This window comes from Pseudomonas sp. B1-22, assembly GCF_050474425.1.
Lineage (GTDB): Bacteria > Pseudomonadota > Gammaproteobacteria > Pseudomonadales > Pseudomonadaceae > Pseudomonas.
Map to the genome: position 1 here is coordinate 65,956 of NZ_JBCHVH010000007.1, position 15,922 is coordinate 81,877.

Genomic DNA, 15,922 nt, shown 5'->3' on the forward strand with positions numbered 1-15,922 from the left:
TCCCGTAGTTCCGATCCTCGTGCCCCGCGACGGCCTGACGGCCGTCGCGCGGGTTTCGTGTTGCCACAAAAACAAGAGTGAACCGCCATGATCGATCACACACCTGCTGCACCGGGGTCCCGTTCGGCCTTTCGCACCTTCTGCGTTTCCGGCATGGGTACCGCGCTGGAGTTCTACGACTTCATCATCTACGGCTACGCCGCGGCGCTGGTCTTCCCGCAACTGTTCTTCCCCGGCATGGATCGCCTCACCGCCGTGCTGATCGCCTTCGCGGCCTTCGGTGCCGGCTTCTTCGCCCGCCCCCTGGGTGGCGTGGTGTTCGGCCACCTGGGTGACCGCTACGGCCGCCAGAAGGCGCTGGTCGCCACCCTGGTGCTGATGGGCTGCAGCACCCTGCTGATTGGCTTCCTGCCAACCCATGACGCGCTGGGTGCCGCGGCGCCCATCCTGCTGGTGCTGCTGCGCCTGGTGCAGGGCTTCGCCGCCGGTGGCGAGTGGGGCGGCGCCGCGCTGTTCGGCATCGAAGTGGCACCCAAGGGCCGCCGTGGCTTGTGGGGCAGCTTCACCAGCATGGGGATCGGTATCGGCGGTATCTTCGGTTCGGCCGTGTTCGCCATCGTCAGCTTCGCCTTCAACGACGACCTGACCGGAATCGGCTGGCGCATTCCGTTCTGGCTCGGCGGCGTGCTGGTGCTGATCGGCCTCTATGCGCGCCTGCAGAACACCGTGGAGTCGCAGCCCAAGGCCGCCACCAAGGCTCCGGCGCGCATGCCGCTGATGGAAGCCTTCCGCCGTCGTCCGCGCGAGCTGCTGCTGTGCATCGGTATCGCTTTCGGCTACGTCACCATTGCCTACATCGGCAGCACCTTCTTCCTCGCCTATGCGACCGACATCGGTTACACCAGCAGCGAAGCCTTGCTGTTCGACTTCTCCCTGTCGGTGGCCATCGTCGTCTCGGCGCCGTTCTTCGGGCATCTGTCGGACCGCTTCGGTCGCCGTACGGTGATGATCTTCGGGGCGGGCATCATGGCCCTGGGGCTGTTCGCCTTCTTCCCGATGATCGGCCAGCACAACCTGCCGCTGGCGCTGCTGGCCTATATCGCCGTGGGCTTCTTCATGGGCGCGACCCAGGGCCCGATTCCGTCGTTCCTGGCCGAGCAGTTCCCGCGCGAGATGCGTTACTCGGGGATTTCCTTCAGCTACCAGATCGGCGCGGCAGTGGGCGGCGGCACGGCGTCCAGCGTCGCCACCGCCATCCTCATCGCCACCGATCGCAATCCCTTCGGCGTGTCCCTGTACGGCGCGGCAGCGCTGGCGCTGGTGGCGTTCTGCTCCTGGATGCTGCGCGAAACCTCGCGCCTGCCTATGGAGGTGATCGACCGCGACGACTCGGCGCCGAGCGCCGCACAGGCGTCCGTGGTCTAACTGGCGGTGCGTGCCCTGGTGCCGGGTACCAGACCGAGCACCAGGGCGCAGCCGACCAGGATGGTCAGCGCGCCCAGGCCCTGGATCAGCGACAGGCTCTCGCCCAGCACCAGCGCGCCGACCAGCACGGCAACCACCGTGACCACGAATTCCACGCTGATGGTCCTGGTGGCGCCAATGCGCGATACCAGCTTGAAGTAAACGACGTAGTTCACCGCGCTCAATACGCAGCCGCACAGCAACAGGTAGAGGAAATCCATCGGCTGCGGCGTACCCGGAACCGGCACCCAGATCAGCAGCGGCAGGGTCAGCAGGCCGCCGATGAGGAAGGCGCCGCAGGTCACCTCCCAGGGGCCGGCCGTGCGCAGGCGCAAGCTCGCATAGTTGCTGCCGAAGGCCGCGCACACCGCGCCGAACACCGAGGCGACGCAGCCGAGGATGAACGCGTGGGTCACCGGCACCGCCGGGAAGCCCACCAGTAGCACCATGCCGAAGAAGCCCAGGGCCAGCCCGCCCAGTCCGCTCCAGGTAATGCGCTCCAGGCCCCAGACGCGGCCGATGAGCATGGAAAACAACGGAATCCCGGCCACGAAGATCGCCGCCATCGCTGTGCCGATGCGCGGGGTGGCATAGGTCATGCCGATCAACTGGCCGGCCACCGTGGTGGCGCCGACCACGCACAGCGGCTTCCACAAACCCTCGAAATTCAGCTTGCGACCGGACAGCTTCGCCACGGCGAACAACGTGAAACTGGCGATCAGCGCGCGAAAGCTGACCGCGCCGACCCAGCCGAAACCGGCGATGGCCTTGAGCAGCACCAGGAAGGACAGCCCCCAGCCGATCGCCAGGAACAGGTAGGCGGCAAGGTCGCGCGGTTGCATGGGATTTCCAGGTCGACAGGTTGGGCTACCGAAACGCGGCAGCGAGTCGGGCTATCTTGCCGGTCGCCTGTCGTGCTTGGGAAGGCAGCACACCGACGTTTTTCTGTCTGCCAGCGTCGCGGGGCCGGCGAACGTCGGCGGGAGACGGCGCCGGTCGTATCGGGTGGCCTTTTAGCCTGAGCGGGCAATACTTCCCTGTACAGGCAGGCGTGTTCCTGGTAGCGCGCCGCCGGGAGGTGTGAGGTGAACAAACTATCGATTGTGGGTGCCGGCATGGTGGGCGAGGCGGCGGCCCAGATCATCGCCCGGGAAGAGTTCTGTCGTGAGTTGATGTTGATCGATGTGCAGGGCGAATTGGCCCAGGGCAAGGCGCTGGACGTCTGGCAGGCGGCCGTCGAGTCCGGTTCCGATACCCGGGTTCATGGCGGGGCCGATGCCGGAATGCTGCAGGATTCCGAACTGGTGGTGATTACGGCAGGCGTGCCGCGCAAGCCGGGTCAGTCACGCCAGGATGTTCTGAGCATCAACCTGCCGATTCTCGACGGCATCATGCGGGATATCAATCGGCATGCCCCGGCGGCGACGGTGCTGGTGGTGTCCAATCCGGTCGACGTGCTGACCTATCGGGCCTGGAGCCTCAGCGGGCTGGGGCGCGGCAGGGTGTTCGGCCAGGCGGGCGTGCTGGATACCGCGCGCATGAAGTGTTTCATTGCCGACGAGACAGGCTTTTCCGCGCGGGATATCACGGCGCTGGTACTGGGCGGGCATGGCGACAGCATGGTGCCGCTGATGCGCTACTGTGCGATCGGTTCGGTGCCGCTGTCCCATTTCCTGTCCAGCGAGCAGATCGAGCGGATCGTGGAGCGCACCCGCAAGGGTGGCGGCGAGATCCTCGGCCTGAAGAAGCTGGGGAGCGCCTGCGACGCGCCGGGCGTGGCCATTGCGCAGATGGTGGATGCCATCGCCAATGGACGAAACAGCATTCTGCCGACGGTGGCGATTCTCGAGGGCGAGTACGGGCGAACGGACATCGCCATGGGCGTCCCTTGTGTACTGGCGGACCAGGGACTTGTGCGGGTGATCGAGTTGCCGCTGGATGCCCAGGAGCAGTCGATGTTCGACCACTCTGCGGATCAGGTGGCGCGCGACATTGCCGAAATGAAGGCGTTGTGAACAAAAGCATCTGAGGGGGCGGACGGGGTGAAACCAGGGGGCTGGTTCACCGCGTCCGTTGTGCAGAGCCATTCAGGTGTGCATCTGACGCTGCCAGCGAATGGTCAGTCGGCGCAGATTTCGAGGATGGCTCGCGCCGCCATCTCGGTCCCGCGGGATGCCTGCATCTGCTCGCGCACGGCGGCCAGGCGTTGGCCCATGGCCTGGTCGGCGAGCAGTTCGGACAGGGCTTCAGGCAGTGCCGCGATCGGGTCCTCGAAACGCGGCAGGTAGCGTGCGACGCCGACTTCCTCGGCGCGGCGGGCGTTGTCGTGGCCGTCCCAGCAGTAGGGGATGATCACCGACGGCAGGCCGTGGTAGAGCGCCTCGCAGAAGCTGTTGTTGCCGCCGTGATGGACGAACAGCTGGCATTCGCGCAGCACCGCCGGCTGCGGGAACCAGCTGTCGAGGTAGACGTTATCCGGCACCGTGTCGTAATGCTCGCGGTAGGCGCCCACGTTGATCAGGAAGCGGTAGGGCAGTTGCGCCACGGCGTCGATCAGTCGGCGCATCATCGCCACGTCCGCGGCGCCCAGGCTGCCGAAGCTCACGTAGATCAGCGGAGCATCATCGTGCCGGGGGAACTGCGGCGGGATGTAAGGCGCCTCGCTGCGCACGCAGCCGTCCAGGTACAGGTAGCGTTCGGCCGGCAGCGGGGTTCTGCGCGGGTAGCGCATCGGCGTTGGCGACAGCAGCAGGTTCAGCCAGGGCGAATCCTCGAGGAACTGGCCGGGGGGCAGGGCGGGATGCCCGCACTCGGCGAGGAAGCGGGCAAAGCGCTCGTGGGTGGGTTTCACCGCCTGCAGGTAGTGCTCGCGGAAGGTCGCGCAGGCCTCGGGATCGCTGCTGCTGGCTCCGGACAGGTAGGGTGGCACGGCTGGGTCCGGCAGTTCGGTCTCGGCGCAGGAAACCATGCGCACCCAGGGGCAGCCGGCGGCGGCGATGGCCGGGAAGGCGACCACGTTGTCCAGCACGATGGCGTCCGGTTTCAGGCGGGCAAGCAGTTGCTGCAGCGGCTTTTCCGACTCGATGGCGGTATCGATGATGGCTTCCCAGGCCGGCGCCACGTAGCTGTCGATCTGCGCCAGCGGCGTCTGGTCGAAGTAGGGCACGTTGCGCTCGATGAAGCGCTCCCAGTAGTGCTGGTGGTCAGCGGCGGACAGCGGCGAGTCCAGTTGCAGCGGGTACTCGGCGAAACCGTACTCGGCAAAGATGCCCTGGAAGTGCGAATGGCAGATGAACACCGGTCGCGCGCCGAGGTCGCGCAGCGCCTGGGCGATACCGATGCAGTTCAGCGCGGCGCCGAAGCTGGCTTCAGGGAAGAAGGCGATGGTTCTGTTTCTTTGCGTCATGGGCACATCCACGATCGAGCGGGCACTGCGTAAAATGGATAGTGCCTTTTTTCGATAAAAAAAACACCGAGAATGAAAAAATTATCGGCGGGCAGCCGCCGGTGATTGCGGAATTCCGCGATTGGCCGTCTGCGGACGCTGCGCCGCGGACAGCCGCAGGTGCAGTCGCATCAGGTCGGCGGCGACTTCCAGCTGGCCGCGCTCGATCTGCTCGATGATCCGCAAATGCTCGCGCAGCGCTTCCTGCAGGCGGTGCACGCTGACCATCGGCAACAGGTTGGGCAGGCGGCGCAGGCGCTGGTGCTGCAAGAGCGCGTCGCCGACGAAGCGGTTGCCGCAGCCCAGAGCAATCAGCTCGTGGAAGCTGATGTCCAGCTCGCGGAACTGCGCCACGTCGAAGCGCTCGATGGGCGCCGCCAGCAGTTCCTCCATGGCCCCGCGCAGCAGCGCCAGGCGCGCCAGATCCGGGTCGAAGCCGGGGGCGAGCAGGGCTTCGGGCTCCAGGATCAGGCGATAGCGCAGGCTGTCTTCCAGCGCCGCGAGGTTGTTCAGCAGCGGGCGGAACGACCAGCTCTGCCCGGCGCCGCGTTCCAGCACCTGGTCTTCGCTGAGCTGCGCCAGCACCTTCTGCGCGGCGGCACGGTTGATGTCGTAGCGGCGCATCAACTCGCTGGCGCTGAGGCTGTTGCCCAGCCGGCCGGCCATGCGGTCACGCAATACGGAGGCGGCCAGCGCCTGTTCCTCGGCCTGGGGCAGGGCGGGGCCGAGCACCCGGGCGGACGGGTCGGCGCACAGGCGGTAGCCCTTGCCCGGCTCGTGGACCACCAGTTGCTGCTCCAGCAGCAGGTCGAGGCCGGCGCGGATCAGCGTCCGCGACACGCCAAAGGTGCGCGCCAGTTGCTGCTCGGACAGCGCGTCGCCATCACCCAGGCCATTGTCCTGGGCGTGCTCGATGATCCGTCGGGCGAGTTCCAGATGATTGGTACGCGGTTTTTTTTCGGTGTCCTTGCTCAAACCGTTCTCTCTCCGACAGGGGTTTCAGCGATGCGAGCCCCTTATGCCACAGGGCGGGTGGTGCAACAAGGATGCAGGAAGTTGTTGACTTCGCCAGGCGTTCGGTTTTTATTTTGAAAAAAAGACATGTAACACGCTTTTTCGATCCGCTGCCTTCGAAACAACAACAACCATCGTTAGGTGCGCAACATGAAGCTGAAGACCATGCTCTACGCGGGGGCCACCCTCGCGCTTACGTTGTCGGCCACCACCGCCAGCGCCAAGGATCTCGTGATCTCCATCTGGGACGGCTACATGGCCCCGGATGCCCTCGAGAAGTTCCAGAAGGCCACGGGCCTTGAAGCCGACAAGTCGCTCCACGCCACCAACGAGGAGATCATGGGCAAGCTCATGGCCTCCGGCGGCGAAGGCTACGACGTGGTGTTCGTTTCCTCTCCGTTCGCCGAGATCCTGCACAAGCAGGGCCTGCTCGCCGACATCGATCCGGCCAAGGTGCCGAACCTCAAGAATCTCTACCCCGAAGCGCAGAAGCTCGAGTACGACCCGGGCAACCACTTCTCCGTGCCTTACACCTGGGGCACCACCGGCATCTGCTACCGCTCGGACAAGGTAAGCCCGACTCCGTCGAGCTGGAACGACCTGCTCAAACCGTCCGATGCCCTCAAGGGCAAGACCACCATGCTCGCCACCGACCGCTGGCTGCTGGGCGCGGGCTTCCTCGCCAACGGCTGGTCGGTGAACGACGGCAACCCGGACCAGATCAACGCGGTGCGCGACCAGTTGATCACCACCAAGAAGCGCCTGCTGTCCTTCGACGACACCACCTTCTACTCCAAGCTGGCGTCTGGTGAGGCGCTGATGGCCCACGCCTGGGACGGCTGGTGCAACTACGGCACCCAGGCCAACGACGCGATCAAGTTCGTCGTGCCCAAGGAGGGCTCCGACCTCTGGGTGGACACCATGGTGGTGCTGAAAAGCTCGAAGAACCCCGAGGCGGCCTACCGCTTCATCAACTACATGCTCGAACCGGCCAACCACGCGTGGGTCGCGGAGAACATCCTCTACAAGGTGCCCAACCAGGCGGCGATGTCGACGCTCAAGCCCGAGCTGCTGGCCAAGTACCCGAACCTCACCACCACGCCGGCCGAGCTGGTCAAGCAGCAGCAGTTGCGTGACGTCGGCGGGTCCACGCAGAAGGCCTATACCCGCGCCGTTACGGAAATCATGGCGGCGCAGTAACAGCCCCTGCCAGCGGGGCGCCGCAATCGCGCCCCGGCTTCTCACCCATACGACAACCCTGAACCACCTCGCCTCGCGGGGTTGGGGGAACTACGCATGACCGCTTTGTCCGCCGACCGAAAACTGTCGGCCTGGCTGCTCGCGCCCGGTCTGGGCTGGCTGGCCCTGTTCCTGCTGCTGCCGTGCCTGCTGGTATTGCTCTACAGCTTCCTCGAACGCGGTGCCTACGGTGGCATCGACTATGTGTTCACCTGGGAAAACTACCGCCGCGCGGTGGACCCGCTGTACCTCGACATCCTCCTGCGCTCGGCGAAGATCGCCGGCCTGGCGATGCTCTTCGCGGTGCTCATCGGCTACCCGGCGGCCTACGCCATCACCCGCGCCTCGCCGCGTCGGCAGGGAGCCTACCTGTTCCTGGTGATGCTGCCGTTCTGGAGCAACTACCTGATCCGCACCTATGCGTGGATCGTCCTGCTCAACCGCGAGGGCCTGCTCAACCGGCTGTTCAGCCTGCTGGGCTACAGCGGCGAGCCGATCAACCTGCTCTACACCGACGCCACCGTGGTGCTGGGGCTGGTCTACAACTACATCCCCTTCGTCATCCTGGCCATCTACAGCTCGCTGTCGCGCATCGACAACGAGCTCTGGGAAGCCTCGCGGGACCTCGGCGCCTCCGGCTGGACCACCTTCCGCCGGGTCATCCTGCCGCTGTCGGTACCCGGCGTGGCGGCAGGCGCGGTGTTCGTCTTCGTGCTGTCGATCGGCAACTTCATCACTGCCGACCTGCTCGGCGGCAAGCAGGTGCAGATGGTCGGCAACCTGATCTACGCGCAGTTCCTCACCGCGCGGGACTGGCCCTTCGGCTCGGCACTGAGCTTCTTCCTGATCGGCATCATGTTGCTCCTGCTGTTCATCCAGGCCCTGGTTTCGCGCCGGGCCCAGGGCGCGGAGGGCAAAAACCATGCGTAACTCTTCCGGTATCGCTCTCGGTGCGCACCTCTGGCTGGTGTATGCCTTCCTTTATGTACCGATCCTGGTGCTGATCCTGCTGTCGTTCAACGCCAGCGGCCTGCCCACCGCCTGGGGCGGCGCCTCGCTGAAGTGGTACGCCAAATTGCTGGCCAATGCCTCGATCCAGCACGCCGCGCTGAACACCCTGATCGTCGCGCTGACCTCGACCTTCATCGCCTGCCTGCTCGGTACGCTGCTTGCCCTGGGCGTTGAGATGCGCTCGCGCAGCAGCGGCGGCAAGAAGGGCGGCAATCTCGCCGACACCCTGCTGATGGCGCCGATGATCATCCCCGACATCGTGCTGGCCATCGCGCTGCTGAGCTTCTTCAACCTGCTGAAGATGAGCCTGGGGCTGCACTCCATCATCCTCAGCCACGTGGTGTTCAACATCGCCTTCGTCTGCGCGGTGGTGCGCACCCGGCTCAAGCACTTCGACTACTCGATCCTCGAAGCCAGCATCGACCTGGGCGCCGGCTGGTTCACCACCGCGCGCCGGGTGCTGCTGCCGGCGATCTTCCCCGGCGTGCTGGCGGGCGGGCTGCTGGCGTTCACCCTGTCGGTGGACGAATTCATCATCGCCTTCTTCAACGCCGGCTCCGGCAGCGCCTCCACCACGCTGCCGATGCAGATCTACTCGATGATCCGCTTCGGCGTGACCCCCGAGATCAACGCCCTCGCCACCCTGGTGATGCTGGTCAGCTTCACCGCGCTGTTCGCTTCCCAACGTCTGAACAAGGTGCCCAAAGCCCATGAATAAGTCTTCCGACCTGCTCGTGCTGGACCAGGTGAGCAAATCCTATGGCGAGGGTATGACCGCCGTGGACCAGGTTTCCCTGGCGATCCGCGAGAACGAGTTCTTCGCGCTGCTGGGCCCCTCCGGCTGCGGCAAGACCACCCTGATGCGGATGATCGCCGGATTCGAGACGCCCACTTCCGGCGCCATCTACCTCGGCGGCCAGGACATCTCGCCGCTGCCGCCGAACAAGCGGCCGCTGAACCTGATGTTCCAGTCCTACGCGCTGTTCCCCAACATGACCGTGCACAGCAACATCGCCTACGGCCTGGAGATGGAGAAGCTGCCGGCCAGCGAGATTCGCCAGCGGGTGGACCAGGTGCTGGAAACCGCGCAGCTCGGCCAACTGGCCAACCGCCGTCCGGACCAGCTCTCCGGCGGCCAGCGCCAGCGCGTGGCCCTGGCCCGCGCGCTGGTCAAGCGCCCGCGCGTGCTGCTGCTGGACGAACCGCTCGGCGCGCTGGACAAGAAGCTGCGCGAGAAGATGCAGCTGGAACTCAAGCGCCTGCAGCACGAGAGCGGCATCACCTTCATCATGGTCACCCACGACCAGGAAGAAGCCCTGGTCATGTCTGACCGCATGGCCGTGCTGCGCGACGGCAAGGTCTGCCAGTGCGGCAGCCCGAGCGAGCTGTACGAGAACCCGGGCAACCGCTTCGTCGCCGACTTCATCGGCGTCAGCAACCTGATCGACGGCCGCCGCGTGGGCACCAACCGCCTGCAGGCCGGCGAGCAGATTCTCCATATCGAAACCACCGCCGAATCGAGCCCGGAAAGCGTGACCCTGGCCCTGCGCCCGGAGCGCCTGCGGGTGATTACCGACGCCACGCCCGCCACCGACAACCAGATCCAGGGCGAGGTGGCCGAAGTGGCCTACCACGGCCTGGACACCAACCTGCACGTGAACACGGCGCTGTCCAGCAAGCCGCTGATCGTCCGCGTGCCGTCTTCGGACTACGACTTCTTGCGCCTTGCCGCCGGCATGCCGGTGCGCCTGGGCTGGGATGCGCGGCATGCCCGCGTGCTGACTCACTGACTGCCTAGAACAACAAGACCTACAGGAGAGCACCATGAGTGAACGCAAAGTCATCGCATTCTTCCCCGAGGCCGCCTACGGCCCGGCCCTCAACTCGGTCGGCATCGCCCAGGCCTGCGAGGCGCTGGGACACAAGGCGGTGTTCCTCACCGACCCGGGCATGACCGGGGTCTACTCGGCCTATGGCTTCGAGGAGCACTACGTGAACATGTCCGAGCCGATGCCGGCCGAGGAGATGGCGCGCTACTGGACCGACTTCATCAACGGGCACATCCCCAACTTCCGCAAGGCTCCCATCGACCAGCTCGACAACTACGTGAAGGAGTGCTGGGAGGCCATCGTCTCCACCGCCAAGTGGGCGCAGAAGGATCTGCCGGCGATCCTCGACAAGATCAAGCCGGACCTGATCTGCGTCGACAACGTGATTCTCTTCCCGGCCATCAAGCAGTACGGCAAGCCCTGGGTGCGCATCATCTCCTGCTCGGAGAACGAGGTGCACGATCCGGACATCCCGCCGTACCTGTCGGGCATGAGCGTGGACGACAAGGCCGGGCACGCGCGCTTCCAGAAGCGCTTCGAGGAGGTGATCGCGCCCATCCATGCCGACTTCAACGACTTCCTCTCCCAGTGCGGTGAGCGGCCGTATCCGCTGGGCGTGTTCTTCGAAGAGTCGCCCTACATGAACCTGCTGCTCTACCCGGACCCGGTGAAGTTCGAGCGCCGCCATCCGCTGCCGGCCCGGCAGTTCCACTACCTGCAGGGCTGCGTGCGGACCGACAAGCCGTATGACATCCCGCAGTTCAAGGCGAACAACGACAAGCCGCTGCTGTATGTCAGCTTCGGCAGCCTCGGCTCGGGCGACGTGGACCTGCTCAAGCGCCTGGTCACTGCCGTCGGCAAGCTGCCGTATCGCGCCTTGTTCAACGTCGGCGAGCACGTGGAGAAGTACACCGACCTGCCGGACAACGTGATCGTCTCCAACTGGTACCCGCAGCCCTCGGTGATCGCCCAGGTCGACGCGGTGATCCACCACGGCGGCAACAACAGCTTCACCGAGTGCCTGTTCTTCGGCAAGCCGGCCATCGTCATGCCCTACGTCTGGGACGGCCACGACAACGCCATGCGCGCCCAGGAAAGCGGTCACGGCCTGCGCATGGACCGCTACGACTGGAGCGAGGAAGACCTGGCGCGGAACCTTGCGCAGCTGCTGGGCGACGAACTGATGCGCGAGCGACTGGCGCGCACCAGCGACTACATGCGTTCGCGCAAGGGCCCTGAAGATGCGGCGCGCATCCTCGACCGGCTCATCGCCGGCAAGGCGGTGAACCATGCCTGAGTTCAAGGCTGCTTTCTTCAAGGGAGAGTCCACTGCACCGCACATCCGCGGTGCCCGCGACTACGACGACCTGGTGGACTGGGGCGTGCAGTCCGACGCCCTCGAAGGCGTTTCGCACTCCAGCGGCCGTTTGCTGTTCAAGGGGCCGAACAACAGCCCCGAGACCGGCCTGTGGGTCTGCACTCCCGGCCGCTGGCGGCTGTCGATCCCCCGCGACGAGCTGTGCCATTTCGTCGCCGGCCGCGCCACCTATCGCTCCGACGAGGGCGAGGTAATCGAGGTGGAGGCCGACACTCTGGTGCTGTTCCCGGCCGGCTGGACCGGCGAATGCACCGTGCACAGCACCATTCGCAACCTCTACATGCTGGCGTGATTGCCACCCAAGCCCATCGGCGGATAACCGCAAGCGGTTATCCGCCCTACAAGAGCTCGGCGCGAGAGTCCGAGCTTGTGAACAGGAGTGAACAATGAAGACCCCCGTAATCCACCGCCCGCTGCAGGTCACCGAACTCAAGGACTGGGGCGTGATCCCGACCATGCTCGAAGGCGAATCCCACGTCAGCGGCGTGGTCCTGCACAAGGGGCCGGAAGGCCAGTCCGAATGCGGTATCTGGCACTGCACGCCGGGCAAGTGGTTCTGCCATGTCACCAGCGACGAGTTCTGCCATTTCCTCGAAGGCCGCTGCACCTACGTGCACGAGTCCGGCGAGGTGATCGAGATCACCCCGGACACTGCGGCCTTCTTCCCCAAGGACTGGAAGGGCGTGTGCACCGTCCACGAGACGGTGAAAAAGGTCTACATGATTCGGTGATGCCATGAGCCTGACCCTGGAAACCCACCGTGCCGCCGCCCGCGAGATGTTTCTCGCCGGCTGCGGCCATGCCGGCCAGCGCCTGCACGCGCTGCCGGCGGACGCCTCGGCGCGGCGCTACTTCCGCCTGGAAGGGCAGGGCCTGCTGCTGATGGATTCGCCGCCCGGCGCCGAGCCGCTGATGCCTTACCTGCAGGTGGCGCAATTGCTGCGCGGCTGCGGGCTGTCGGCGCCCAAGGTGCTGGCCTCCGACATCGAGCTTGGCCTGGCGCTGGTGGAGGACTTCGGTCACGCCACCTACACCCGGTTGCTCGCCACCGGCCACGACGAGGAAGCGCTGTATCGCCTCGCCGTGGATGCGCTGGTGCGCCTGCATCGGGCTGGCCCCCAGGCCGCCGATGGCGTGCCGGCCTATGACGGCCGGAAGCTGGACGAGGAGGCGGCACTGTTCATCGACTGGTACGCGCCGTTGCTGGTTGGCGAGCAGGCTGCAGCGCGACTGCGCGGGGCTTATCTCGATGCCTTCGCCACGGCGTGCCGCGAAGTCGCCCTGTGCCGCGAGGTGCTGGTGCTGCGCGACTACCACGTCGACAACCTGATGCTGCTGGAGGGCAGGGAAGGCGTCGCCGCCTGCGGCCTGCTGGATTTCCAGGATGCCCTGTGTGGCTCGCCCGCCTATGACCTGATGTCCCTGCTCGAAGACGCCCGCCGCGATGTGCCCGAGGCGCTGCGGGCGTCGCTGCTGACGCACTACCTGGACCAGCGCCCGGAAGTCGATGGCCGCCGCTTCATGGCCGACTACCAGGCGCTGGCCGCGCAACGTCACGCCAAGGTGCTGGGCATCTTCGTCCGCCTGGCTCGGCGCGACGGCAAGCTCGGCTACCTCGATCACCTGCCACGTGTGCTGCGCCTGTTCCGCGAGGCGCTGGACAGGCCGGTGCTGCATCCATTGCGTGACTTCCTCGATTGCAACCTGGCGCCCTGGCGCGACGAGCTTCCCGCCGCCGCCCTGGATGCCCTGCGCGAACCAATCCTCTGACATTCAAGGAAATGCCATGACCACTTTCACCTGTGATACCCCCGCGCTGTTCATCAACCCTGACTACCGGGCTCCGGTGACCCGCCGCGTGCGCCACAACATCGACCCGGCCACGCTGCAGCAGGTCGGCAGCATCGCCCTGTGCGAGCAGGACGATGTGGAAGCCGCCATCGACGCCGCCAACACGGCGCACAAGGACTGGCGCCAGGTGGACGCCAAGACCCGCTCCACGCTGCTGCATCGCCTGGCCGACTCGATGGAACGGGATGAGGCCCTCAAGCGCGAAGTGGCGCGGCTGCTGACCCTGGAAATGGGCAAGCCGTTCCCCGAGGCCATGGGTGAGCTGGCCAACTGCCCGCCGATATTCCGCTACTTCGCGGAAATGGCCCGGGACGATGCCGGCAAGATCGCCGGCACCACCCAGCTTGGCTCCTTCCAGCACATGCGCTACGACCCCTATGGCGTCAGCGTCCACATCCTGCCGTTCAACTTCCCGATCCTGCTGATCTGCTGGACGGTGGCCGCTTCGCTGGCCGCCGGAAACGCCTGCATCGTCAAGCCGGCCGAAGGCACCACACTGTGCACGCTGAAGTTCATGGAGCACTTCCGCGTGCTGCCCGCGGGCCTGGTTTCCTGCGTGCCGGGCGACGCCCTGACCGCCCAGCTGCTGGTGCAGTCCGAGCGCACCCACGCCGTCGCCTTCACCGGCAGCGTCGCAGCCGGGCAGGCGGTGGCCAAGGCCTGCGCCGAGCGGATGAAGCCGGCGGTCATCGAGGCCGGCGGCAGCGACCCGATGATCATCAGCAAGCACGCACCGCTGGACATCGCCGCCGCCGGTTCGGTGACCGCCGCCTTCCACCTGACCGGGCAGATCTGCACCTCGGCCGAACGCTTCTATGTGGTCGAGGACATTCACGATGAGTTCGTCGCCCGCTTCGCCGAGCGCACCCGCAAGCTGCGCATCGGTCACGGTCTGGAACGCAGCGAGATCGGCCCGCTGGTCAGCGAGGCGGCGCGCGACAAGGTGATCCGCCTGGTGAACGATGCGGTGGCCAAGGGGGCGACCGTCGTCTGTGGCGGGCGTATTCCGCCGGCGAACCCGGTCGGCTGGTTCTACGAGCCGACCATCCTCACCGGCGTCACTGCCGACATGGATATCTGCCACGAGGAGATCTTTGGACCGGTGGCGGCCATCCGCAAGGTCAAGGACTTCGAGGAGGCGCTGCAGCTGGCCAATGACTCGCCGTTCGGCCTCGGCGCCTGCCTGTTCTCCACCGATCTGGCGGAGGTCATGGAAGCCTCCGAGCGGCTGGAAGCAGGCATGGTCTGGGTCAACAACCCGCTGATCGACAACGACGCGCTGCCGTTCGGTGGCTCGAAGATGTCCGGCGTCGGCCGCGAGCTGGGCCGCCAGGGCCTGGACGCCTTCCGTCGCTCGAAGATGGTGATCATCGATCACCAGCCGCAGCTCCACTCCTGGTGGTACCCCTACGCCGACGACGTGTTCTACCAGGGCTGAGAACCGGTTCAAGGTTCCATCAGGGCGCGTGCAGGCCGTCGCATCCCCGAGAGGTGCTGCGATTGGCCTGTGATAAATCAGCGCCCGTTTTTTTCGAGCCGCCGCGGCGCACCCATGGCGCCGCGGCACGACCTGGCTCGATTCCGGACAGGCGCCGAGGAGGGCCTATGAATAACTACTCGACTCTGGCGGTGATTCTCGCCGCCGGACAGGGCACGCGCATGCGCTCGTCGCTGCCCAAGGTGATGCATTGCGTCGGCCACCGGCCGCTGCTCGGCCATGTGCTGGCCACCTGCGAAGCCGCGCGGGTGGATCAGGTGGCGGTGGTGCAGGGGCCGGACACGCCGGCGGTGGGTGATTACCTGGCGCGCCAGGCGCCAGGGGCGCGGCGCTTCGTCCAGCGCGAACGCCTGGGCACCGCCCATGCGCTGCTGGCGGCGCGCGCGGCGCTGGAGGAACACAACGAAGGCTGCGTGCTGGTGCTGTTCGGCGACTCGCCGCTGGTGAGCGTCGAAACCCTCGCCAGGCTGCGCGCCGCCTTGATCGACGGCGCGGCGGTGGCAGTGGCGGGCTTCACCACCGAGCGGCCAGGCGGCTACGGCCGGTTGCTGGTGGAAGACGGCCATCTGCGCGCCATTCGCGAAGCCAAGGACTGCACGGCGGAGGAATTGCAGGTGCGCTTGTGCAACGGCGGGGTAATGGGGCTGCGTGCCGATCACTGCCTGTGGTTGCTGGAGCGCATCGGCAATGCCAACGCCCAGGGCGAGTACTACCTGACCGACGTGGTGGAAGTGGCGAACCGTGCCGGGCTCAAGGTGACGGCGGTGGAGGTGGAGGAGGAAGACATCCTCGGCGTCAACGACCGCGAGCAACTGCACGCTGCCGAACAGGTGTTCCAGCGCCGCCGCCGCCAGCAGGCGATGCGCGCGGGGGTGACGTTGGCGGATGCACAGTCGGTGTACTTCAGTGCCGACACCGAACTGGACGCCGATGTGCTGGTGGAACCCTGCGTGGTGTTCGGCCCTGGTGTGCGGGTGGCTGCCGGCGTCAGGGTTCCAGCGTTCAGCCGGCTGGAGGCGGTCAGTCTGGAGCGCGATGCGGAGATATCGGCACTCGCCTCCTGACCCCGCCATCGCGCCGGTGCGGCACCTTATCGCGGATAAGATCCGCTCCTACAAAAGCCAATCCACAAGACGCGCTTTTGTAGGAGCGAGCTTGCTAGCGAACCGATTCCGGCGCCAATTCTCCCCGTA

At 66.1% G+C, this 15,922-nt stretch carries 15 protein-coding genes; 12 read left to right on the plus strand and 3 right to left on the minus strand.

Annotation, left to right across the window (positions count from 1 at the left end; all coding sequences use genetic code 11):
• Positions 1-87: 87 nt before the first annotated feature.
• On the plus strand, positions 88-1,425 hold the full coding sequence (locus ACQ5BL_RS25295) for an MFS transporter (protein WP_243808167.1): 1,338 nt from the start codon (positions 88-90) through the stop codon (positions 1,423-1,425).
• Here the strand turns inward: ACQ5BL_RS25295 and ACQ5BL_RS25300 are convergent.
• Positions 1,422-2,306, minus strand: coding sequence for a DMT family transporter (locus tag ACQ5BL_RS25300; RefSeq protein WP_243808168.1), 885 nt, complete (start codon positions 2,304-2,306; stop codon positions 1,422-1,424). The two genes, ACQ5BL_RS25295 and ACQ5BL_RS25300, sit on opposite strands and share 4 nt — an antisense overlap.
• 243 nt (positions 2,307-2,549) lie before the next feature.
• On the opposite strand from ACQ5BL_RS25300, the gene ACQ5BL_RS25305 reads away from it, so the two are divergent.
• On the plus strand, positions 2,550-3,479 hold the full coding sequence (locus ACQ5BL_RS25305) for a malate dehydrogenase (protein WP_243808169.1): 930 nt from the start codon (positions 2,550-2,552) through the stop codon (positions 3,477-3,479).
• A gap of 104 nt (positions 3,480-3,583) precedes the next feature.
• Here the strand turns inward: ACQ5BL_RS25305 and ACQ5BL_RS25310 are convergent, their stop codons facing one another.
• Both ACQ5BL_RS25310 and ACQ5BL_RS25315 read right to left on the minus strand, forming a co-directional pair.
• Positions 3,584-4,870, minus strand: coding sequence for a glycosyltransferase (locus ACQ5BL_RS25310; RefSeq protein ID WP_243808170.1), 1,287 nt, complete (start codon positions 4,868-4,870; stop codon positions 3,584-3,586).
• Positions 4,871-4,951: 81 nt separating this feature from the next.
• Positions 4,952-5,884 carry a GntR family transcriptional regulator gene (locus ACQ5BL_RS25315; protein ID WP_243808171.1) on the minus strand — a complete coding sequence of 311 codons (933 nt, stop codon included), beginning with the start codon at positions 5,882-5,884 and terminating at the stop codon, positions 4,952-4,954.
• A 189-nt stretch (positions 5,885-6,073) separates the two neighbouring features.
• On the opposite strand from ACQ5BL_RS25315, the gene ACQ5BL_RS25320 reads away from it, so the two are divergent.
• The 10 genes from ACQ5BL_RS25320 (at position 6,074) to ACQ5BL_RS25365 (ending at position 15,793) form a co-directional block, all read left to right on the plus strand.
• Entirely contained in the window at positions 6,074-7,123 is a 1,050-nt protein-coding gene (locus ACQ5BL_RS25320; RefSeq protein ID WP_243808172.1) for a polyamine ABC transporter substrate-binding protein, read from the plus strand.
• Between the two features lie 96 nt (positions 7,124-7,219).
• Positions 7,220-8,092 carry an ABC transporter permease gene (locus ACQ5BL_RS25325; protein ID WP_243808173.1) on the plus strand — a complete coding sequence of 291 codons (873 nt, stop codon included), beginning with the start codon at positions 7,220-7,222 and terminating at the stop codon, positions 8,090-8,092.
• Positions 8,085-8,891 carry an ABC transporter permease gene (locus tag ACQ5BL_RS25330; RefSeq protein WP_207887589.1) on the plus strand — a complete coding sequence of 269 codons (807 nt, stop codon included), beginning with the start codon at positions 8,085-8,087 and terminating at the stop codon, positions 8,889-8,891. The genes ACQ5BL_RS25325 and ACQ5BL_RS25330 overlap by 8 nt, the downstream gene beginning before the upstream one ends.
• Entirely contained in the window at positions 8,884-9,963 is a 1,080-nt protein-coding gene (locus ACQ5BL_RS25335; protein ID WP_243808174.1) for an ABC transporter ATP-binding protein, read from the plus strand. Before ACQ5BL_RS25330 ends, ACQ5BL_RS25335 begins: the two co-directional genes overlap by 8 nt.
• 34 nt (positions 9,964-9,997) lie before the next feature.
• The gene (locus tag ACQ5BL_RS25340; protein ID WP_243808175.1) at positions 9,998-11,299 is read left to right on the plus strand and encodes a glycosyltransferase; all 1,302 of its coding nucleotides are present in this window, start codon (positions 9,998-10,000) and stop codon (positions 11,297-11,299) included.
• Positions 11,292-11,672 carry a cupin domain-containing protein gene (locus ACQ5BL_RS25345; RefSeq protein ID WP_243808176.1) on the plus strand — a complete coding sequence of 127 codons (381 nt, stop codon included), beginning with the start codon at positions 11,292-11,294 and terminating at the stop codon, positions 11,670-11,672. Before ACQ5BL_RS25340 ends, ACQ5BL_RS25345 begins: the two co-directional genes overlap by 8 nt.
• A 94-nt stretch (positions 11,673-11,766) precedes the next feature.
• Positions 11,767-12,111: a cupin domain-containing protein gene (locus tag ACQ5BL_RS25350; RefSeq protein ID WP_243808177.1), complete on the plus strand. Its 345-nt coding sequence runs from the start codon at positions 11,767-11,769 to the stop codon at positions 12,109-12,111.
• Positions 12,112-12,115: 4 nt separating this feature from the next.
• Positions 12,116-13,150: an aminoglycoside phosphotransferase family protein gene (locus ACQ5BL_RS25355; protein WP_243808178.1), complete on the plus strand. Its 1,035-nt coding sequence runs from the start codon at positions 12,116-12,118 to the stop codon at positions 13,148-13,150.
• A 16-nt stretch (positions 13,151-13,166) separates the two neighbouring features.
• Complete coding sequence (locus ACQ5BL_RS25360) at positions 13,167-14,669, plus strand: aldehyde dehydrogenase family protein (protein ID WP_243808179.1); 1,503 nt, start codon at positions 13,167-13,169, stop codon at positions 14,667-14,669.
• Between the two features lie 167 nt (positions 14,670-14,836).
• Positions 14,837-15,793 (plus strand): NTP transferase domain-containing protein, encoded by a 957-nt coding sequence (locus ACQ5BL_RS25365; protein ID WP_243808180.1) that lies wholly within the window; start codon positions 14,837-14,839, stop codon positions 15,791-15,793.
• Positions 15,794-15,922: the final 129 nt, after the last annotated feature.